The organism is Pseudomonas flavescens (genome assembly GCF_013408425.1).
In the GTDB taxonomy this organism is placed as follows: domain Bacteria; phylum Pseudomonadota; class Gammaproteobacteria; order Pseudomonadales; family Pseudomonadaceae; genus Aquipseudomonas; species Aquipseudomonas fulva_A.
Window position 1 is genome coordinate 5,655,355 of record NZ_JACBYV010000001.1, and the last position, 15,799, is coordinate 5,671,153.

Genomic DNA, 15,799 nt, shown 5'->3' on the forward strand with positions numbered 1-15,799 from the left:
CAAAAAAATGGCCCTATCAAGGGCCCAAGGGTGACAAGCAGCGGGAGATACCTCGGCCTCAGTGGATGCCCAGGCACATGTACTTCAGCTCGATGTAATCATCGATGCCATATCGGGAACCTTCGCGGCCGAGGCCGGACTGCTTGATGCCGCCGAAGGGCGCCACCTCGGTGGATATCAGCCCCTCGTTGACGCCGACCATGCCGTACTCCAGCGCTTCGCTGACGCGCCAGGCGCGGCCCAGATCACGGGTGTAGAGGTAGGACGCGAGACCGAACTCGGTGTCGTTGGCCATGGCGATGGCCTGCTCCTCGCTGTCGAAGCGGAAGATCGGTGCCAGCGGGCCGAAGGTTTCGTCGCGGGCGACCAGCATGTCCGGGGTGACATCGCCCAGCACCGTTGGCTCGAAGAAGTTGCCCCCGAGGCGATGGGGCTTGCCACCGGCCAGCACCTTGGCGCCTTTGCCGAGCGCGTCCTCGATGTGCTCCTGAACCTTGGCCACTGCCTTGGCGTTGATCAGCGGGCCTTGCTGGGCTCCTTCGTCATCGGCCGGGGCTACCTTCAAGGCATTCACGGCGGCGACCAGACGCGCGCTGAATGCCTCGTATACGCCGCTCTGCACCAGCAGGCGGTTGGTGCACACGCAGGTCTGCCCGCTGTTGCGGAACTTGGAGCCGAGGGCGCCCTGTACGGCAGCGTCCAGATCGGCGTCATCGAAGACGATGAAGGGGGCATTGCCACCCAGCTCGAGGCTGACCTTCTTGATGCTGTCGGCGCACTGCGCCATCAGCAGTTTGCCGATGCCGGTGGAACCGGTGAACGACAGCTTCTGCACCTGCGGGTTGCCGGTCAGTTCAGCGCCGATCTCCCGCGAGCGGGTACCCGGAACGATGTTCAGAACACCGGCCGGAATGCCGGCACGTTCGCCGAGCACGGCCAGCGCCAGTGCCGACAGGGGCGTTTCCGAGGCGGGCTTGAGCACTACCGTGCAGCCGGCAGCGAGGGCCGGACCGACCTTGCGGGTGATCATGGCGTTGGGGAAATTCCACGGGGTGATGGCAGCGACCACACCGATGGCCTGCTTGATCACCACCAGACGGCGGCCTTGCTTGTCATGCGGGATGACGTCGCCGTAGATGCGTTTGGCTTCCTCGGCGAACCATTCGATGAAGCTGGCGCCATAGGCGATTTCGCCACGACTTTCGGCCAGCGGCTTGCCCTGTTCCCAGCTCAGCAGGCGGGCGAGGTCTTGCTGATTTTCCAGTATCAGGTTGAACCAGTTACGCAGGATGCTGCTGCGCTCCTTGGCGGTCTTGCCACGCCAGGCAGGCAGCGCAGCTTGGGCCGCGTCGATGGCCCTGGCTGTTTCGGTGCGGCCAAGGGAGGCGACTTCGGCGATCAGCTCGCCGTTGGCCGGGTTGGTCACGGCGAAGCGTGCCTCGTCGTCGGCTTCGATCCACTGGCCATCGATGTAGGCCTGTTCGCGCAGCAGGTTAAGGTCGGTGAGTTTCATTGAGGTCTCGGCAATGCGTGGATATCGTCGTGGCGGCGCTCAGTAGACGCCGCCCCCGCGGGTAGTCGGCGCTGGCGCAGCCTTGAAATCGGCCGCCAGGGTCTGCAGGCCGCGCATCAGTACCGTGGTGTCGACCCCGACCGCGACGAAGCGCGCGCCCAACTCGATATAACGGCGGGCCAGTGTCTGATCGGCGCTGAGAATGCCCGCCGCCTTGCCAGCCTTCTGGATGCGCACGATGGCGTCCTCGATGGCGGCCTGGACGTCCGGGTGGCCGGGGTTGCCACGCTGGCCCATGGAAGCGCTGAGATCGGCCGGGCCGATGAACACGCCATCGACCCCGTCGACCGCGACGATCTCGTCCAGCCGGGCCAGGCCGTCGAGATTCTCGATCTGCACCAGCAGGCACATCTGTTCGTCGGCCTTGTCCAGGTAGCCGGGGATGCTGTTCCAGCGCGAAGCGCGGGCCAGCGCACTACCAACGCCACGTACGCCCGACGGCGGATAGTGAATGGCGCGCACCAGCTCGCGTGCCTGTTCGGCACTTTCCACCATGGGCACCAGCAGGGTCTGGGCGCCGATGTCGAGAATCTGCTTGATCAGCGCGGTGTCGCCGATCACCGGGCGAATCACCGCTTGTGAGGGGTAGGGCGCCACGGCCTGCAACTGACCGAGCAGGCCGCGCAGATCGTTGGGCGCGTGTTCACCATCGATCAGCAGCCAGTCAAAGCCAGCGTTGGCGGCCAGCTCGGCGCAGTAGGGGTCGGCCAGGCCCAGCCACAGGCCGATCTGCGCATCGCCCGACTGCAGGCGTTGTTTGAAGCTATTGATGGGCATGTCCATGGCAGGCTCCTTGCAGCTCAGACGAATCGGCAGGCGATGCTGCCAAGCTGGTCGTAGTCGACGTGGAAGGTGTCACCGGGGTTGGCCGCGACCGGGCGGGTGAACGAGCCGCCAAGAATGATCTGGCCAGGCTCCAGGGTGACGTCATAGGGCGCCAGCTTGTTCGCCAGCCAGGCCACACCCTTGGCCGGGTGGTTGAGCACCGCGGCGGAAACGCCGGACTCTTCGATCACGCCATTGCGATAGAGCACCGCAGGCACCTTGCGCAGGTCGATCTCGGTCGGGCGCACGGCGCGGCCTCCCATCACCACGCCGGCATTCGCCGCATTGTCGGAAATGGTGTCGAACACCTTGCGGGTCGCCCTGGTATCCGGGTCGACCTGCTGGATACGTGCATCGATGATCTCCAGCGCAGGGATCACCCATTCGGTGGCCTCGAGTACATCGAACAGGGTCACGTTCGGCCCCTTCAGCGGCTTGCCAAGGATGAATGCCAGCTCCACTTCCACACGCGGCACGATGAAGCGGTCGAAGGGAATGTCGCTGCCCTCGTCGAAGAACATGTCGTCGAGCAACGCGCCGTAGTCCGGCTCGGTGATGTTCGACGATACCTGCATGGCGCGGGAGGTCAGACCGATCTTGTGGCCGACCAGCCTGCGGCCGTCCTCGATCTTGCGCGCTACCCAGGCACGCTGGATGGCGTAGGCATCCTCGATGGTGATCTGCGGGTGATCCAGGGAAAACTGGCGCACCTGCTGGCGTGACCGCTCGGCGGCGTCGAGGCGGGCGGCAGCCTGCTGGATGAAGGAGGAGTCGAGCATGGAAAACCTCAGGAAGTCTTGTTGAAAAGAGGGTGCAGGCTGCTGTGCTTGCCGTCGTAAACCTGGGCCTGGCCTTCGTCGATCTGCAGGGTGATGCCCACCGGGCGCTGCTCGAGGATGTCGCCCAGGCAGGTACGCAATACCGCCAGCAAGCTGTCGCCGACGCGTCGGTGTACTGCGGCGCTGCGGCCTGTCCCCATGCGCAGATTGGCGTACAGAAAACCGTAATCGCCATTGCCGTCGGCGACCGCGCAGTGCGTCGCCGGGTAGGCCAGCACGCGGGTGCCGCCAGTGGGAAACACCGCCTTGCCTTGCTCGTCACGCTGCGCCAGCATGCTGTCGGCCAGTGCCCGGCACAGGCCGGGAATGTCTGCCTCGCGCTCGAGGTCGGGGGTGTAGAGCAGCACCAGGTGGGGCATGTCGATCTCCAGTTGCGCCAACACGAGCGCAGTCGTGCCAGCGCCAGTTGCACGGTGGCGTTGAGGTGACGGCGTGTGGCTACAGACGGCTGGTCGAGACCACGCCCGCCGGGTTGGCGGCCTGTGGCGGCGGCAGTGCCGAGCCATCCTGTGGCGTCACCGGGAAGACCGCGTTGATCTGCCCGGTGCCCGAGGCGGCGAAGTAGGGCGTCAGCACCTCGACATTGCCGTCGTACTTCGACCAGCCCATGGCACCCAGCAGCATGGCGGTGTCATGCATGAAGCCTTCGCCGTGCCCCTTGGCCGCGTACTCGGGCAGCATGTCGCAGAACGCTTCCCACTCGGCGTTCTGCCACATCTGCACGACGCGCTCGTCGAGGGTTTCCAGGAACGGGCTCCAGATTCTGGTGGCGAACTCCGGCGCCTGGCCGTTCTGGGCAAAACGATGCGACAGCGAGCCGCTGGCCAGAAACGCCACGGTGCCGTCGTAGTGCTCTTCCACCGCCTTGCGCATGGCCCAGCCGAGGCGTGCACTGTCGTGCAGGTAGTGCGAGGTGCACAGCGAGGAGACCGAGATCACCTTGAAGTGCTGATCCTTGTTCATGTAGCGCATCGGCACCAACGTGCCGTATTCCGGGGCGAGCGTGGTGGCGTGGTGAGCCATGGTCTCGACGCCGAAGCGGTTGCACGCGTCGGCGAGAATCTTGCCCAGCTCCGGGTTGCCCGGAAACTCGTACTCCATGTTGCTGATGAAGTGCGGCAGCTCGTTGCTGGTGTACAGGCCCTTGAAGTGAGGCCCGCAGTTGATGTGGTAGTTGGCGTTGACCAGCCAGTGGGTATCGAACACCACGATGGTGTCCACACCCAGTTCCCGGCAGCGTCGGCTGATCTCCAGATGACCGTCGATGGCCGCCTTGCGAAAGCCCTGGCGTGGGCCTGGCAGCTCCGACACATACATCGACGGCACGTGGGTGATCTTTGCGGCCAGAGCGAGTTTGCCCATGACGGTTCTCCTTGCGGGGCCGCTGCCGGCCCAGGTTCTTGTGATTGCTATGCACGCAGGAATGGAGCGCCCGTACCGGGTCATACGGCCAGGTACGGGGCGAGCGAGTCGTTACACGCCCCAGCGAGGAATGTGGTGACTGCCCATGGAAATGCACACGTTCTTCACTTCGCTGAATACCTCGAAGCTGTACTCACCGCCTTCGCGGCCGGTACCCGAGCCCTTCACGCCGCCGAATGGCTGGCGCAGATCGCGCACGTTCTGACTGTTGATGAATACCATGCCGGCCTCGATACCGCGGGCCAGGCGATGAGCCTTGCCGATGTCCTGGGTCCAGATGTACGAGGCCAGGCCGTAATCGGTTTCGTTGGCCAGGCGCAGGGCTTCGGCCTCGTCCTTGAATTTGATCAGGCACACCACCGGCCCGAAGATTTCTTCCTGGGCGATGCGCATGCGGTTGTCCACGTCAGCGAATACCGTCGGCTGGATGAACTGGCCTTTGGACAGGTGCGCTGGCAGGTTGGCTGGGCGCTCCAGGCCGCCAGCCAGCAGGTTGGCGCCTTCCTCGATGCCGATCCTGATATAGCCGGTGACCTTGTCGTAGTGGGCCTGGGTAATCATGGAGCCGACCTGGGTCTTCGGGTCCTGCGGGTCACCGACGATCAGGCGCCTGGCGCGGGCCGCGAACTCGGCGACGAACTGGTCGTACACGGTTTCCTGGATGAAGATGCGGCTGCCCGCCGTGCAGCGTTCGCCATTCAGGGAGAAGATGGTGAACAGCGCGGCATCCAGCGCACGATCGAGATCGGCGTCGTCGAAGATCAGCACCGGGCTCTTGCCGCCCAGCTCCATGGAGTATTTCTTCAGGCCCGCGGTCTGCATGATCTTCCGGCCGGTGGCGGTGCCGCCGGTGAAGGAAATCGCACGCACATCGGGGTGGCGAACCAGGGCGTCGCCGGCAGTGGCGCCATAACCCTGCACCACGTTCAGCACGCCCGGTGGAATGCCCGCTTCCAGCGCCAGGCGGCCCAGCTCGTTGGCGGTCAGCGGTGACAGCTCGCTCATCTTCAGTACGGCGGTGTTGCCCAGCGCCAGGCAGGGCGCGGTCTTCCAGGTGGCGGTCATGAACGGCACGTTCCAGGGCGACACCAGGCCACAGACACCCACCGGCTGGTACAGGGTGTAGTTGAGCATCTGATCGTCGACCGGGTAGCTGTGGCCGTCCATGCGCGTGCAGACTTCGGCGAAGAAGTCGAAGTTGTGCGAAGCGCGCGGGATCAGCACGTTTCGGGTCTGGTGGATCGGCAGGCCGGTGTCGAGGGTTTCCAGTTCGGCCAGTTGCGGCACGTTCTGGTCGATCAGCTCACCCAGCTTGCGCATCAGACGGGCGCGCTCCTTGGCCGGCGTGTTTGCCCATTTCGGGAAGGCGTCCCTGGCGGCGGCGACCGCCAGGTTGATCTCCTCGGCGCCGCCGCTCGCCACTTCGCCAATGGCGTCACCGGTGGCCGGGTTGTAGTTGGTGAAGGCGTCCCGGCTCTCGACTTCCTGGCCGTTGATCCAGTGCTTGATCATCTGCTGTTCCTCTCTTGTTCCGGGTTAGCCGCGCGCGGCGAAGAATTCGCGTTCGCTGACGATGTGGTTGACCAGGCGGCCAACGCCTTCCACTTCCGTCACCACCACGTCGCCCGGTACCACGTCGGCCAGGCCCTCGGGGGTGCCGGTGGCGATCATGTCGCCCGGTTGCAGGGTCATGAAGCTGGAGAAGTATTCGATCAGGTAGGGGATGTCGAAGATCATGTCGGCGGTGGAGCCTTCCTGCTTCAGCTCACCGTTGATCCAGGTGCGCAGCGTCAGCCTCGAGGGATCCGCCACGTCGGCGGCGTCGACGATCCATGGGCCCACCGGGGTGGTGGCGTCACGGTTTTTAACGCGCAGGTTGGGGCGGTAGTAGTTTTCCAGGTAGTCGCGGATCGCGTAGTCGTTGCACACCGTGTAACCGGCCAGGTACTGCAGGGCATCCTCGCGCTTGACGTTGCGCGCCGGCTTGCCGATTACCGCCACCAGCTCGCACTCGTAGTGCATGTACTTGACGTTGTCCGGGCGCCAGGTGACCCCGTGGTGGCCGGTGTAAGTGCCGGGCGACTTGATGAATGCCAGGGGTTCGGTGGGCGCCTTGAAGGCCAATTCCGCGGCGTGGTCGGCGTAGTTCAGGCCCAGGGCGAACATGCTGCCCTCGGCCGGTGGCAGCCACTCGACGGCGCCTTCGGCGAGCAGGCGACCGTCTGGCAGGCGTACGGCGTTGTCGGCTTCGACGGTGACCGCGTGAACGGCATTTTCAAAGCGAATGCGTGCGTGCTTCATGTGCGTTTCCTTATTGCGCCACGACGGTATTGGTCAGGCGGCCCAGGCCGCTGATCTCGACGACCACTTCGTCGCCCGGCTGAACGTCTACGCGCCCCTCCGGTGTGCCCGTGATCAGTACATCGCCTTCGTGCAGGGTCATGAACTCGCTCAGTTCGGCGATCAGCTGGGGGATACTGCGCACCAGATTGGCGGTGCTGTTTTCCTGGCGGACCTCGCCGTTGACCAGCAGCTTGAGGCTCAGTGCGTGCGGGTCGGCCAGTTCGATCACCTCGCTGCCCAGCGCGCAGAAGCCGTCGCGGCATTTAGCCTTGACGGCCGGCCGGTAGTAGCTCTCTTCCGGCAGGCTGAATTCATTGACGATCAGGTACCCGGCCACGTGGGCGAGGGCATCGGCCTGGCTGACCCGGCTGGCGCGCTTGCCGATCACCACGCCGAGCGCCGGGCCCGGTTGCAGGCGCTCGCCAGCTGGCGCGACCACGGCCTGGCCATCGCCGTTGCGGGTGTTCGGCGTCTTGATGAACAGCACCGGCTTGACGGGTGGTTTCTGGTAAGGGGGTTCGTTGAACTCGCTCAGGCGGCTGTCCAGCAGGCCTTTGTAGTTCAAGGCGATACCGAACAGAGTACCTGTGGCGATTTCGCTAGCGGCGCGACCCATGCTTCACTCCTGAATCGGACTGGAGCTATCCCAGGTGGAGAACACAGGCTGCCGTGCAAGGCGACTCGCCCGATCGGGTTAGCATCTCGATTATTTAATTAATATGTTAACGATGATCGGGCCATGGTTCGCATCGGCTCGATCCCCGAGGGCTATTTAAACCGTCATCGACGCTTATCGATTGTCTCGGGCTGCCAGGCTTCTTGATCGAGCGTGCCAAAGGTCGAACGGGCTTCACCCGTGTTTGCGCAGGCCCGGCAGTTGTTGCTTAAATCGGGCCTGCCGTTACCCACCTGCCATGAGCGAGCCGATGTCCGCACCCAGACCCTCACTGACCCTGACGCTGCTGCAAGCCCGTGAAGCGGCCATGGGGTTCTTTCGGCCGTCGCTCAACCAGCATGGCCTGACCGAGCAGCAGTGGCGGGTCATCCGCATCCTGCGCCAGAGCGGGGAGATGGAGAGTTACCAGCTGGCGCAGCAGGCGTGCATCCTCAAGCCGAGCATGACCGGCGTTCTCGCGCGCATGGAGCGCGATGGCGTGGTGCGCCGCTGGAAGGCACCGCAGGATCAGCGCCGCGTGTACGTCGGCCTCACGGAAGCGGGCCAGCAGTGCTTCGTCGCGATGAGCGAGGACATGGAGCGCAACTACCAGCGAATCCTCGAGCAGTTCGGCGACGACAAGCTGCAGCAACTGCTGGGCCTGCTCAACGAACTGAAGCAGATCAAACCCTGAGCCCCGGGGAGGGTGAGCCATGGCGAGCCGCCCACCGATTCCCAATATCGACATCGGCCAGGTCTACGACCAGCGCTATGCCGACTCCGATGTGCACTACGAGGCACTGGGCAAACTCGCCGATTTCTTCGGGCGCAACATGCCGGTGCATCGGCATGACCGCTTCTTTCAGGTGCATTACGTCAAGAGCGGCACGGTGCGCGTGTTTCTCGATGACCAGCGCTACCAGCAGCAAGGGCCGATGTTCTTTCTCACGCCACCTACCGTTCCTCACGCCTTCGTCACCGATGCCGAGGCCGATGGGCATGTGCTGACCGTGCGTCAGGAATGGGTATGGCCCTTGCTCGAAGCCAGCCATGGGCTGGCTGATGGCCCGCGCATCGGTGCGGTGTGCGTGGCCTTCGACGAGCTGGGCGGCAGTGTCGATGCGGAAGTCGCCCGGCTCGATCTGTGCTTCGAACAGTTGCGCAGCGAGTTCGCCGCCACCCGTCCTGGCCGGGCCGCCAGCCTGGAGGCGCTGACGCGGCTGATCATGATCGGTCTGCTGCGCTTGTCCACACGCTCGCTCAAGGCCCAGCCGGAGCGGCGTGATGACCTGCAGTTCTTCCATCGCTTCAATGCGCTGATCGAGCGGCATTACCAGCAGCATTGGCCCTTGGCTGCCTACGCGACCGCCATCGGCGTCACGGAGGCGCGCCTCAATGACATCTGCCGGCGCATTGCCGGTCTACCCTCCAAACGCCTGGTTCACGAGCGCCTGATGCAGGAGGCCAAGCGGCTCCTTCTGTTCGGCGGCGCCTCGGTCAGCGAGGTCGGCTATCAGCTCGGCTTCAAGGATCCCGGTTACTTCAGCCGGTTCTTCGCCCGTAATGCCGGCATGGCCCCTGGTGAATACCGGCAGCGGCACTGGGAAGACAAGCAGGACGCCTGGCGCTGAATCCGCACCGCCGTCCAGGCTGGCGGTCTGCTGTCTGTTTTTTATTTCTGGTGCTCGCCGTGTTGGCGCTTGTTGATCGTTATGAAAATAAATTAACTTATTAACGAAATTGTCGCGGGTCAGCCTGAATCGGCCTGGAGCAGAGGCGCAGATAACCCATGAGTGCCGTAGCCAGAGCGTGGCAGGCACGACTGTCGCCAGCCGCCGGACTGCTCATCCTCGCTGCCGTGCAGTTCCCAACCATTACTTCCAGCGGCCAGCCCTGCGGCGTCGAGCCCGGGTGATCGCTGTGCTCTATCGGTCGCCCGTGGCCGGCGTTCTTCCCTGACTGCCTGGAGTCTTGCATGTCACTCGTTCACCAGCCTAAACGGCTGATCGTCCTGCTTGCCGCCCTGGTGGCGTTCGGCCCGCTGTCGATCGATATGTATCTGCCCAGCGTGCCGCTGATCGCTGGTGACCTGCAGGCCAGCGAACGCCAGGTGCAAATGACCATCGGCCTGTTCCTCGCCGGGTTCAGCCTGGGCATGCTGTTCTACGGGCCCTTGTCCGACCGCTTCGGTCGTCGACGCCTGCTGCTGGGTGGCATCTGCCTGTACATGCTGGCCAGTCTCGGTTGCGCACTGGCCAGCGAGCCGGAGCACCTTATCGCTTGGCGCCTGCTACAGGCTGTTGGTGGGGCCTCCGCGTCGGTGCTGGCGCGGGTCATCGTGCGTGACCTGTTCCCGCTCGACGAGGCGGCGCGGGTGCTGTCGCTGATGCAGCAGGTGACCATGATCGCCACGCTGATCGCGCCATTGCTCGGTGGCTACCTGATTCTGCTCAGTGGCTGGCGAGTACTGTTCTTCATCCTGCTGGGTTTCGCCGGGGTGTGCCTCGTGCTGGTCTGGCGCGGCATTCCCGAGACCCTGCCCAGGGAATCGCGAGGCGCCTCGCTGGGGCTGGCCTTCGGCGCCTTCGTTGATATCGCCCGGCAGCCACGGGCCATCGGTTACATCCTGTGCATGGGCCTGGCGTTCGCCGGCATGTTCGCCTTCATCACCGCTTCACCCTTCATCTACATCGAGTTCTTCGACGTATCGATGCAGCACTATGGCTGGCTCTTCTCGCTGAACATCCTTGGCATCATGTGCATGAGCTTCGTCAATGCCCGCCTGGTGCGACGCCTCGGCTCATCGAGCATGCTGGGTTTTGGGGCCAGCATCAGCGCGCTGTCAGGGATTGCCCTGCTGCTTTGTTGCGCCACGGGTTGGGGCGGCTTGCCGGCTGTGGTGGTGTGCGTGCTGGCCTACGTCAGCGTGACCGGGATGATCGCGGCCAACTGCCTGGCCTGTCTGATGTCGCTGTTTCCCCGTCAGGCCGGTGCTGCTGCCGGCCTCGCGGCGGCCATGCAATTTGGCCTTGGCACCCTGGGTAGCGCCTTGGTCAGCATGCTGTATGACGGCAGCCCTTGGCCGATGGGCCTGCTGATCGGCTGTGCCGGAGTCGGTGTGCTGCTGGCCTACGTTCTGAGCCGTCGCTGAACCCCGGCCAAGCCCCTCACGAGCCATGCGGCGCGCGCAATGGCAACCTCGCGGGGCGCTCGGCCAGCGGCCTGACGCTTTTCCAGAGAGCGTCGAAATGGCCATGAAAAGTACATTATTGCCTGTGGAACGTGCATGTTTGCCGCCCATGGTGCTCTGCATAATGAACTCGCAAACGTTCCGGTATACCCGTACAGCACAGGCGCTGCGTGACCTACACGCCGCCTCTATCCCTTCGGGAAGCGTCTCGGGGTGCATGGCCGACATCTAAAAACAAACAGGTCGAACAGCATGAAAAAGTCAAATTCGCGCCTTGTCGCGCTACGTGAAATTCTTCCTGCCATCGCCGCCAACGCGAGCCAGGCGGAGAAGGATCGGATGGTCCCCGCCGAGAACATCGCCCTGCTCAAGGGCATTGGCCTGCATCGCGCCTTTCAGCCCGAAGCCTATGGCGGCCTGGAAATATCCCTGCCCGAGTTCTGCGACTGCATCGCGCTGCTGGCGGGGGCCTGCGCCAGTACCGCCTGGGCCATGAGCCTGCTGTGCACCCATAGCCACCAGTTGGCGATGTTTCCGAAAAAACTGCAGGACGAAGTCTGGGGGGATGACCCCCATGCCACCGCCAGCAGCTCCATCGCGCCCTTCGGCAAAGTGGAGGAGGTCGAGGGTGGCGTGCTGTTCAGCGGCCAGATGGGCTGGAGCAGCGGCAGTGATCATGCCGAGTGGGCCATCGTCGGTTGCCGTCGCCAGAATGCCGAGGGCGGCCAGGATTACTGCTTCGCCGTGCTGCCGCGCAGCGACTACCAGATCCGTGACGACTGGTATGCCGTGGGCATGAAGGGCAGCGGCACCAAGACCCTGATCATCGACAACGTGTTCGTGCCGGAGTATCGCATCCAGAAAGCCAAGGACATGATGGAAGGCAAGTCGGCGGGCTTCGGCCTGTACCCGGACAGCAAGATCTTCTACAGCCCCTATCGCCCGTACTTCGCCAGTGGTTTCTCTACCGTCAGCCTGGGCGTTGCCGAACGCATGCTCGAAGCCTTCCAAGAGAAGACTCGCAACCGTGTGCGTGCCTATACCGGCGCCACCGTCGGTGCTGCCACCCCGGCGCTGATGCGCCTGGCCGAGTCCACTCACCAGGTCGCTGCCGCCCGCGCCTTCCTCGAGAAGACCTGGCGCGAGCACGCCGAGCATGGCGAGCGTCACCAGTACCCCAGCCGCGAGACGCTGGCCTTCTGGCGCACCAACCAGGCCTACGCGGTGAAAATGTGCGTTCAGGCCGTTGACCGCCTGTTCGAAGCGGCGGGCGGCACCGCCTGGATGGAGAGCAACGAGCTGCAGCGCCTGTGGCGTGACGCGCACATGACCGCCGCCCACGCCTACACCGACTACGACGTTTGCGCGCAGATCCTCGGCCGCGAGCTGATGGGGCTGGAACCTGACCCGAGCATGGTCTGAGCCCGCCACTCCCTTTTCCGCGATTCGATAGGCCGGGCCACGTCCGGCACTGAGGACATCATGACCGATCAACAACAGGCGGGCTTCGACCCGCGTGCCTTTCGCCGTGCTCTGGGCAACTTCGCCACCGGCGTGACCATCATGACGGCCGCCGCTGGCGGCCGGCGAGTCGGCGTTACCGCCAACAGTTTCAACTCGGTTTCCCTGGAGCCCGCGCTGATTCTCTGGAGCATCGACAAACGTTCCACCAGCTACGAGGTGTTCAACGAAGCCAGCCACTTCGCGGTGAACATCCTCGCGGCGGACCAGATCGACCTGTCCAACCAGTTCGCCCGGCACAGCGAAGACAAGTTCGCCGGCGTCGAGCAGCAAACCGGTGTCGGTGGCGCTCCGCTACTGGGCGATTGCGCGGCACGCTTTCAGTGCGAGATGCACCAGCAGGTGGACGGTGGCGATCACTGGATTCTGATCGGCAAAGTGATCGCCTTCGATGACCTGGGGCGTGCGCCGCTGCTCTATCACCAAGGCGTCTACTCCTCGGTGCTGCCACATCCGCGTTCGTTGAAGAAGAGTGAAAGCGTCGGCAAGACCGCCTTTCAAGGTCGCCTCAGCCACAACCTCTACTACCTGATGACCCAGGCGGTGCGCAGCTACCAGAGCGACTATCAGCCGCGGCAACTGGCCACCGGCCTGCGAACCAGCGAAGCGCGCATGCTCATGGTGCTCGAGAAGGACGCCAGCCTCGGCATGGCCGACCTGCAACAACTGGTCGCCATGCCGGTACGGGAAATCGAAGAGTCGCTGGAAACCCTCAAACGCAAAGGCCTGCTGCGTGATTGTGGGGCAGGGGTAGGCCTTACCGAACAGGGCCTGGAGCAGGCCGATACGTTGTGGAACATCGCCGAGCAGCAACAGATTCGCGCTTTCTCGGCGTTTACTGCAGACCAGATCGACACCTTCAAAACCGTCCTTCGCGGCATCGCCAAGGGTTTGTGACGCGAGGCTACAGGCTGCCTGAGGTGGCTGCGGAGATTCGAGTACTCGGTGAGCTGCGGCTCACCGGGATTTGGCCGCGTCCGCGCATTGCCGCACCCCCCTCATCTTCCCTGGCGCAAGCCATCGCGCCACCAGCGCCCCAGCCACGAACCTGCCGGGGAGGGCGCCGCCTGCGGTTGCCCATGCAGGCGCGGCAGTTCATCCAGCGCGACCCACAGCTCACCCTGCCACGCCAGCAGATTGACCTGCCCGTTGCCCCAGGCCATCAGGCAACGTGACGGCTCATGCGCCTCGGCCGCGTCGCTGTCGCGCAAGGCAGGCAGCGCCACGTGGCTGAGCCAGCGCCGCAGGTGACGGTTCTCCGGGTGCGAGAAGCGGCACAGCGCCCGGTACATCCCCGACTCACTGAGCACCTCCACGGCCTCCAGCTGCCCGTTGGGCAACTGCAGATGCACCCTGCGCAACTGGTCGGCATCCATCAACCGACAGACCCGCTCCGGGCGCCGATGCCCCAGCAAACGCGCGAACTCCACGGCGCAAACCCAAGGCTGCCGATCGATCATAACCCCGCGCAGCGGTTGGCGATGGCGCATCAGCACCAGGGGAGTAAAGGCTTCATCCATAAGGCCTCCTGAATACAGCTTCGAACGTTAATAGCGTGTGGTCGTACTGTCGGGATCGCAGCGCTCTGCATCCAGATAGTCTCGCAATGAACAGTATACGCTGTAGCAGTATACTGCGCGTAATGGCTCGATTGGCTACTCATCATTAACTGGGTAGTGGATCGGTGGAGCTGAAAAAGGCATTCGGCGCGGCGTTGAAGCACGCGCGAGCGGTTCAAAAAAAGACGCAGGAAGATTTTGCTGTCGTCAGTAGTCGTACGTACCTGAGCGCTCTGGAGCGCGGGATGTACAGTCCCAGCATGGATAAGCTAGATACGCTGGCCTCAGTGTTGGAACTGCATCCGGTCACATTGGTGGCGTCGAGTTACCTGAACGCGGAGCCTGAGATGGGGGTTGATGTGTTACTGGAGAGGTTGAAGGAGGAGCTCATGGTGCTCCATGGTCCTGGTAAGTGATCCATGTGTTCTGCGAGGGCGTTAGCTCCAAACCTTTGTCTGTTCTCACTGAACATGCCTTGCTGAGATGAGATCCTTGCGCATCGGATTGGCGCTCGGCCAGGTGCATCGGTATAATCCGCCGGCCTCTGAGGGCCTATAGCTCAGTTGGTTAGAGCAGAGGACTCATAATCCTTTGGTCCACGGTTCGAGTCCGTGTGGGCCCACCACCTTCAAAGCCGCGCACTGCGCGGCTTTTGCGTTTCTGATTGGTGAGAAACGAGCGGCTTCTCCGGGTTGGGTGTCCACGTTTGGCGTAATTAGCGCGGCGTTCGGTGAGGTCCGTGCTGTTGCCTCAAGATCGCGATGGCCTGCCGTACTTTCTCTTCAGCTTGGTCACGATAAGGTTCAGAGGGCGGCTGATATGCAGGAAAGGCTCGTGCTGGACCACTGATGCGCTATTCCCCTTTCACTGCGGTTTAGGCGGGAGCGTCCATTGGTTTGGTCCGTTCACGAGGTGCGTGAATGGATTTTTCTCTTTGCTGAGAACCCTGAATATTTCCCTCTCGGCTTTTGCAGATGGCCCTTCTGGCGTGTCCCAGAGCCGCTCTTTTGCCAGACGCTCGTCTCATTTCCGAGCAAATTGTGCTGACTCATGAGTGCTTTATTGCCAAATCTGCCCACGCTCAGGATCTTTTCAAAGCATCCGGGGGTCTATGTCGCTTGGCTGGCATCTGCAGGGAGCGATAGGCCAGCCCAATCCGGCGCAGACTGAGAACCAGATCGTGGCGCCTCCATGGATATGACCGTAGTCTCAGCTCATGATGAAAATATCCTTATGATCGATCGTTCCCCGCAAGACCGCATCATCGTGGCCGATGATCACCCGGTCTTTCGCGAAGGCCTTAGCCGTATCGCGCAACGCGTTTTTCCCCATGCCTGCATTCTCGAAGCCGGTGACATGGACGAGGTGCTCGACCTGGCAACTGCCGGCGCGCCACCTAGCCTGTTCATGCTCGATCTGCTGTTCCCGGGGCAGTCGCCGCAGGCCATTGGCGCGTTGCGCCAGCGCTTTCAGCGCAGCTCTATCGTGATCGTGTCGATGGTCGACAACCGCGAGCTGATCGACGAGGTGATGGCGGCGGGGGCCGATGGTTTCATTGGCAAGGCGACACCGCCCGATGAAATTGCCGATGGGCTGCTGGCGGTGTGCGCGGGAGATTTCGTCCTCAGCCTGGGCCCCGCCGGGGTGCCGGCCTTTACCGAGGGCAGGCAACTGCTGGAGCAACTGACGCCACGCCAGCAGGACGTGCTGCGGCTGGTGGTGCGCGGCCTGTCGAACAAGGAGATCGCCCGCGAGCTGGACATCTCTCCCTTCACCGTGCGCATTCATGTCTCGTCGTTGCTGCGCACGATGGATGTCAGCAGCCGTGCAGCGGCAGCCGCCAAGGCCGCACAGGCCGGGCTGCGCTGATCG

Annotated in this window: 16 protein-coding genes and 1 tRNA gene; 8 read left to right on the plus strand and 9 right to left on the minus strand. The window is 63.5% G+C overall.

The annotated features are described in order from the left end of the window. Nucleotides 1-58: 58 nt before the first annotated feature. The 8 genes from FHR27_RS25240 to FHR27_RS25275 all read right to left on the minus strand — a co-directional run bounded on the left by FHR27_RS25240 (nt 59) and on the right by FHR27_RS25275 (nt 7,618). A complete protein-coding gene (locus FHR27_RS25240; RefSeq protein ID WP_179539876.1) occupies nt 59-1,513 on the minus strand; it encodes an NAD-dependent succinate-semialdehyde dehydrogenase in 1,455 nt (484 codons plus the stop codon). A gap of 39 nt (nt 1,514-1,552) precedes the next feature. Continuing rightward, nucleotides 1,553-2,356: a 4-hydroxy-2-oxoheptanedioate aldolase gene (gene hpaI / locus FHR27_RS25245; RefSeq protein ID WP_179539877.1), complete on the minus strand. Its 804-nt coding sequence runs from the start codon at nt 2,354-2,356 to the stop codon at nt 1,553-1,555. A gap of 17 nt (nt 2,357-2,373) precedes the next feature. Beyond that, a complete protein-coding gene (gene hpaH, locus FHR27_RS25250) occupies nt 2,374-3,177 on the minus strand; it encodes a 2-oxo-hept-4-ene-1,7-dioate hydratase (RefSeq protein ID WP_042554731.1) in 804 nt (267 codons plus the stop codon). A gap of 8 nt (nt 3,178-3,185) precedes the next feature. Next, on the minus strand, nt 3,186-3,596 hold the full coding sequence (locus FHR27_RS25255; RefSeq protein ID WP_179539878.1) for a 5-carboxymethyl-2-hydroxymuconate isomerase: 411 nt from the start codon (nt 3,594-3,596) through the stop codon (nt 3,186-3,188). A 79-nt stretch (nt 3,597-3,675) separates the two neighbouring features. Then, on the minus strand, nt 3,676-4,599 hold the full coding sequence (gene hpaD / locus FHR27_RS25260; RefSeq protein WP_042554733.1) for a 3,4-dihydroxyphenylacetate 2,3-dioxygenase: 924 nt from the start codon (nt 4,597-4,599) through the stop codon (nt 3,676-3,678). Between the two features lie 111 nt (nt 4,600-4,710). After that, entirely contained in the window at nt 4,711-6,171 is a 1,461-nt protein-coding gene (gene hpaE / locus FHR27_RS25265) for a 5-carboxymethyl-2-hydroxymuconate semialdehyde dehydrogenase (protein WP_179539879.1), read from the minus strand. A 24-nt stretch (nt 6,172-6,195) separates the two neighbouring features. After that, nucleotides 6,196-6,960: a fumarylacetoacetate hydrolase family protein gene (locus FHR27_RS25270; RefSeq protein ID WP_042554735.1), complete on the minus strand. Its 765-nt coding sequence runs from the start codon at nt 6,958-6,960 to the stop codon at nt 6,196-6,198. A 10-nt stretch (nt 6,961-6,970) separates the two neighbouring features. Then, nucleotides 6,971-7,618: a fumarylacetoacetate hydrolase family protein gene (locus FHR27_RS25275; protein WP_042554736.1), complete on the minus strand. Its 648-nt coding sequence runs from the start codon at nt 7,616-7,618 to the stop codon at nt 6,971-6,973. 310 nt (nt 7,619-7,928) lie between these two features. On the opposite strand from FHR27_RS25275, the gene hpaR reads away from it, so the two are divergent. The 5 genes from hpaR to FHR27_RS25300 all read left to right on the plus strand — a co-directional run bounded on the left by hpaR (nt 7,929) and on the right by FHR27_RS25300 (nt 13,265). Continuing rightward, a complete protein-coding gene (gene hpaR, locus FHR27_RS25280) occupies nt 7,929-8,351 on the plus strand; it encodes a homoprotocatechuate degradation operon regulator HpaR (protein WP_042554737.1) in 423 nt (140 codons plus the stop codon). Nucleotides 8,352-8,370: 19 nt separating this feature from the next. Further along, complete coding sequence (gene hpaA / locus FHR27_RS25285; RefSeq protein WP_179539880.1) at nt 8,371-9,288, plus strand: 4-hydroxyphenylacetate catabolism regulatory protein HpaA; 918 nt, start codon at nt 8,371-8,373, stop codon at nt 9,286-9,288. Between the two features lie 344 nt (nt 9,289-9,632). Continuing rightward, nucleotides 9,633-10,808: a Bcr/CflA family multidrug efflux MFS transporter gene (locus FHR27_RS25290; RefSeq protein ID WP_179539881.1), complete on the plus strand. Its 1,176-nt coding sequence runs from the start codon at nt 9,633-9,635 to the stop codon at nt 10,806-10,808. Between the two features lie 291 nt (nt 10,809-11,099). Further along, on the plus strand, nt 11,100-12,269 hold the full coding sequence (locus tag FHR27_RS25295) for a p-hydroxyphenylacetate 3-hydroxylase oxygenase component (protein WP_179539882.1): 1,170 nt from the start codon (nt 11,100-11,102) through the stop codon (nt 12,267-12,269). 60 nt (nt 12,270-12,329) lie between these two features. Continuing rightward, the gene (locus FHR27_RS25300) at nt 12,330-13,265 is read left to right on the plus strand and encodes a p-hydroxyphenylacetate 3-hydroxylase reductase component (RefSeq protein WP_179539883.1); all 936 of its coding nucleotides are present in this window, start codon (nt 12,330-12,332) and stop codon (nt 13,263-13,265) included. A gap of 101 nt (nt 13,266-13,366) precedes the next feature. Here the strand turns inward: FHR27_RS25300 and FHR27_RS25305 are convergent, their stop codons facing one another. Beyond that, the gene (locus tag FHR27_RS25305) at nt 13,367-13,888 is read right to left on the minus strand and encodes a BRO-N domain-containing protein (RefSeq protein WP_179539884.1); all 522 of its coding nucleotides are present in this window, start codon (nt 13,886-13,888) and stop codon (nt 13,367-13,369) included. Nucleotides 13,889-14,052: 164 nt separating this feature from the next. On the opposite strand from FHR27_RS25305, the gene FHR27_RS25310 reads away from it, so the two are divergent. The 3 genes from FHR27_RS25310 (at nt 14,053) to FHR27_RS25320 (ending at nt 15,796) form a co-directional block, all read left to right on the plus strand. Then, nucleotides 14,053-14,343 (plus strand): helix-turn-helix domain-containing protein, encoded by a 291-nt coding sequence (locus FHR27_RS25310; RefSeq protein ID WP_042554743.1) that lies wholly within the window; start codon nt 14,053-14,055, stop codon nt 14,341-14,343. 132 nt (nt 14,344-14,475) lie between these two features. After that, nucleotides 14,476-14,552, plus strand: a tRNA-Ile gene (locus FHR27_RS25315). 608 nt (nt 14,553-15,160) lie between these two features. Continuing rightward, nucleotides 15,161-15,796 (plus strand): LuxR C-terminal-related transcriptional regulator, encoded by a 636-nt coding sequence (locus FHR27_RS25320; protein ID WP_042554747.1) that lies wholly within the window; start codon nt 15,161-15,163, stop codon nt 15,794-15,796. Nucleotides 15,797-15,799 lie beyond the last annotated feature (3 nt).

What these genes read in the sequence shown, in the direction of transcription:
- FHR27_RS25240 (WP_179539876.1), bottom strand. Translation starts at nt 1,513, where the DNA reads ATGAAACTCACCGACCTTAACCTGCTGCGCGAACAGGCCTACATCGAT.
- hpaI (WP_179539877.1), bottom strand. Translation starts at nt 2,356, where the DNA reads ATGGACATGCCCATCAATAGCTTCAAACAACGCCTGCAGTCGGGCGAT.
- hpaH (WP_042554731.1), bottom strand. Translation starts at nt 3,177, where the DNA reads ATGCTCGACTCCTCCTTCATCCAGCAGGCTGCCGCCCGCCTCGACGCC.
- FHR27_RS25255 (WP_179539878.1), bottom strand. Translation starts at nt 3,596, where the DNA reads ATGCCCCACCTGGTGCTGCTCTACACCCCCGACCTCGAGCGCGAGGCA.
- hpaD (WP_042554733.1), bottom strand. Translation starts at nt 4,599, where the DNA reads ATGGGCAAACTCGCTCTGGCCGCAAAGATCACCCACGTGCCGTCGATG.
- hpaE (WP_179539879.1), bottom strand. Translation starts at nt 6,171, where the DNA reads ATGATCAAGCACTGGATCAACGGCCAGGAAGTCGAGAGCCGGGACGCC.
- FHR27_RS25270 (WP_042554735.1), bottom strand. Translation starts at nt 6,960, where the DNA reads ATGAAGCACGCACGCATTCGCTTTGAAAATGCCGTTCACGCGGTCACC.
- FHR27_RS25275 (WP_042554736.1), bottom strand. Translation starts at nt 7,618, where the DNA reads ATGGGTCGCGCCGCTAGCGAAATCGCCACAGGTACTCTGTTCGGTATC.
- hpaR (WP_042554737.1), top strand. Translation starts at nt 7,929, where the DNA reads ATGTCCGCACCCAGACCCTCACTGACCCTGACGCTGCTGCAAGCCCGT.
- hpaA (WP_179539880.1), top strand. Translation starts at nt 8,371, where the DNA reads ATGGCGAGCCGCCCACCGATTCCCAATATCGACATCGGCCAGGTCTAC.
- FHR27_RS25290 (WP_179539881.1), top strand. Translation starts at nt 9,633, where the DNA reads ATGTCACTCGTTCACCAGCCTAAACGGCTGATCGTCCTGCTTGCCGCC.
- FHR27_RS25295 (WP_179539882.1), top strand. Translation starts at nt 11,100, where the DNA reads ATGAAAAAGTCAAATTCGCGCCTTGTCGCGCTACGTGAAATTCTTCCT.
- FHR27_RS25300 (WP_179539883.1), top strand. Translation starts at nt 12,330, where the DNA reads ATGACCGATCAACAACAGGCGGGCTTCGACCCGCGTGCCTTTCGCCGT.
- FHR27_RS25305 (WP_179539884.1), bottom strand. Translation starts at nt 13,888, where the DNA reads ATGGATGAAGCCTTTACTCCCCTGGTGCTGATGCGCCATCGCCAACCG.
- FHR27_RS25320 (WP_042554747.1), top strand. Translation starts at nt 15,161, where the DNA reads ATGATCGATCGTTCCCCGCAAGACCGCATCATCGTGGCCGATGATCAC.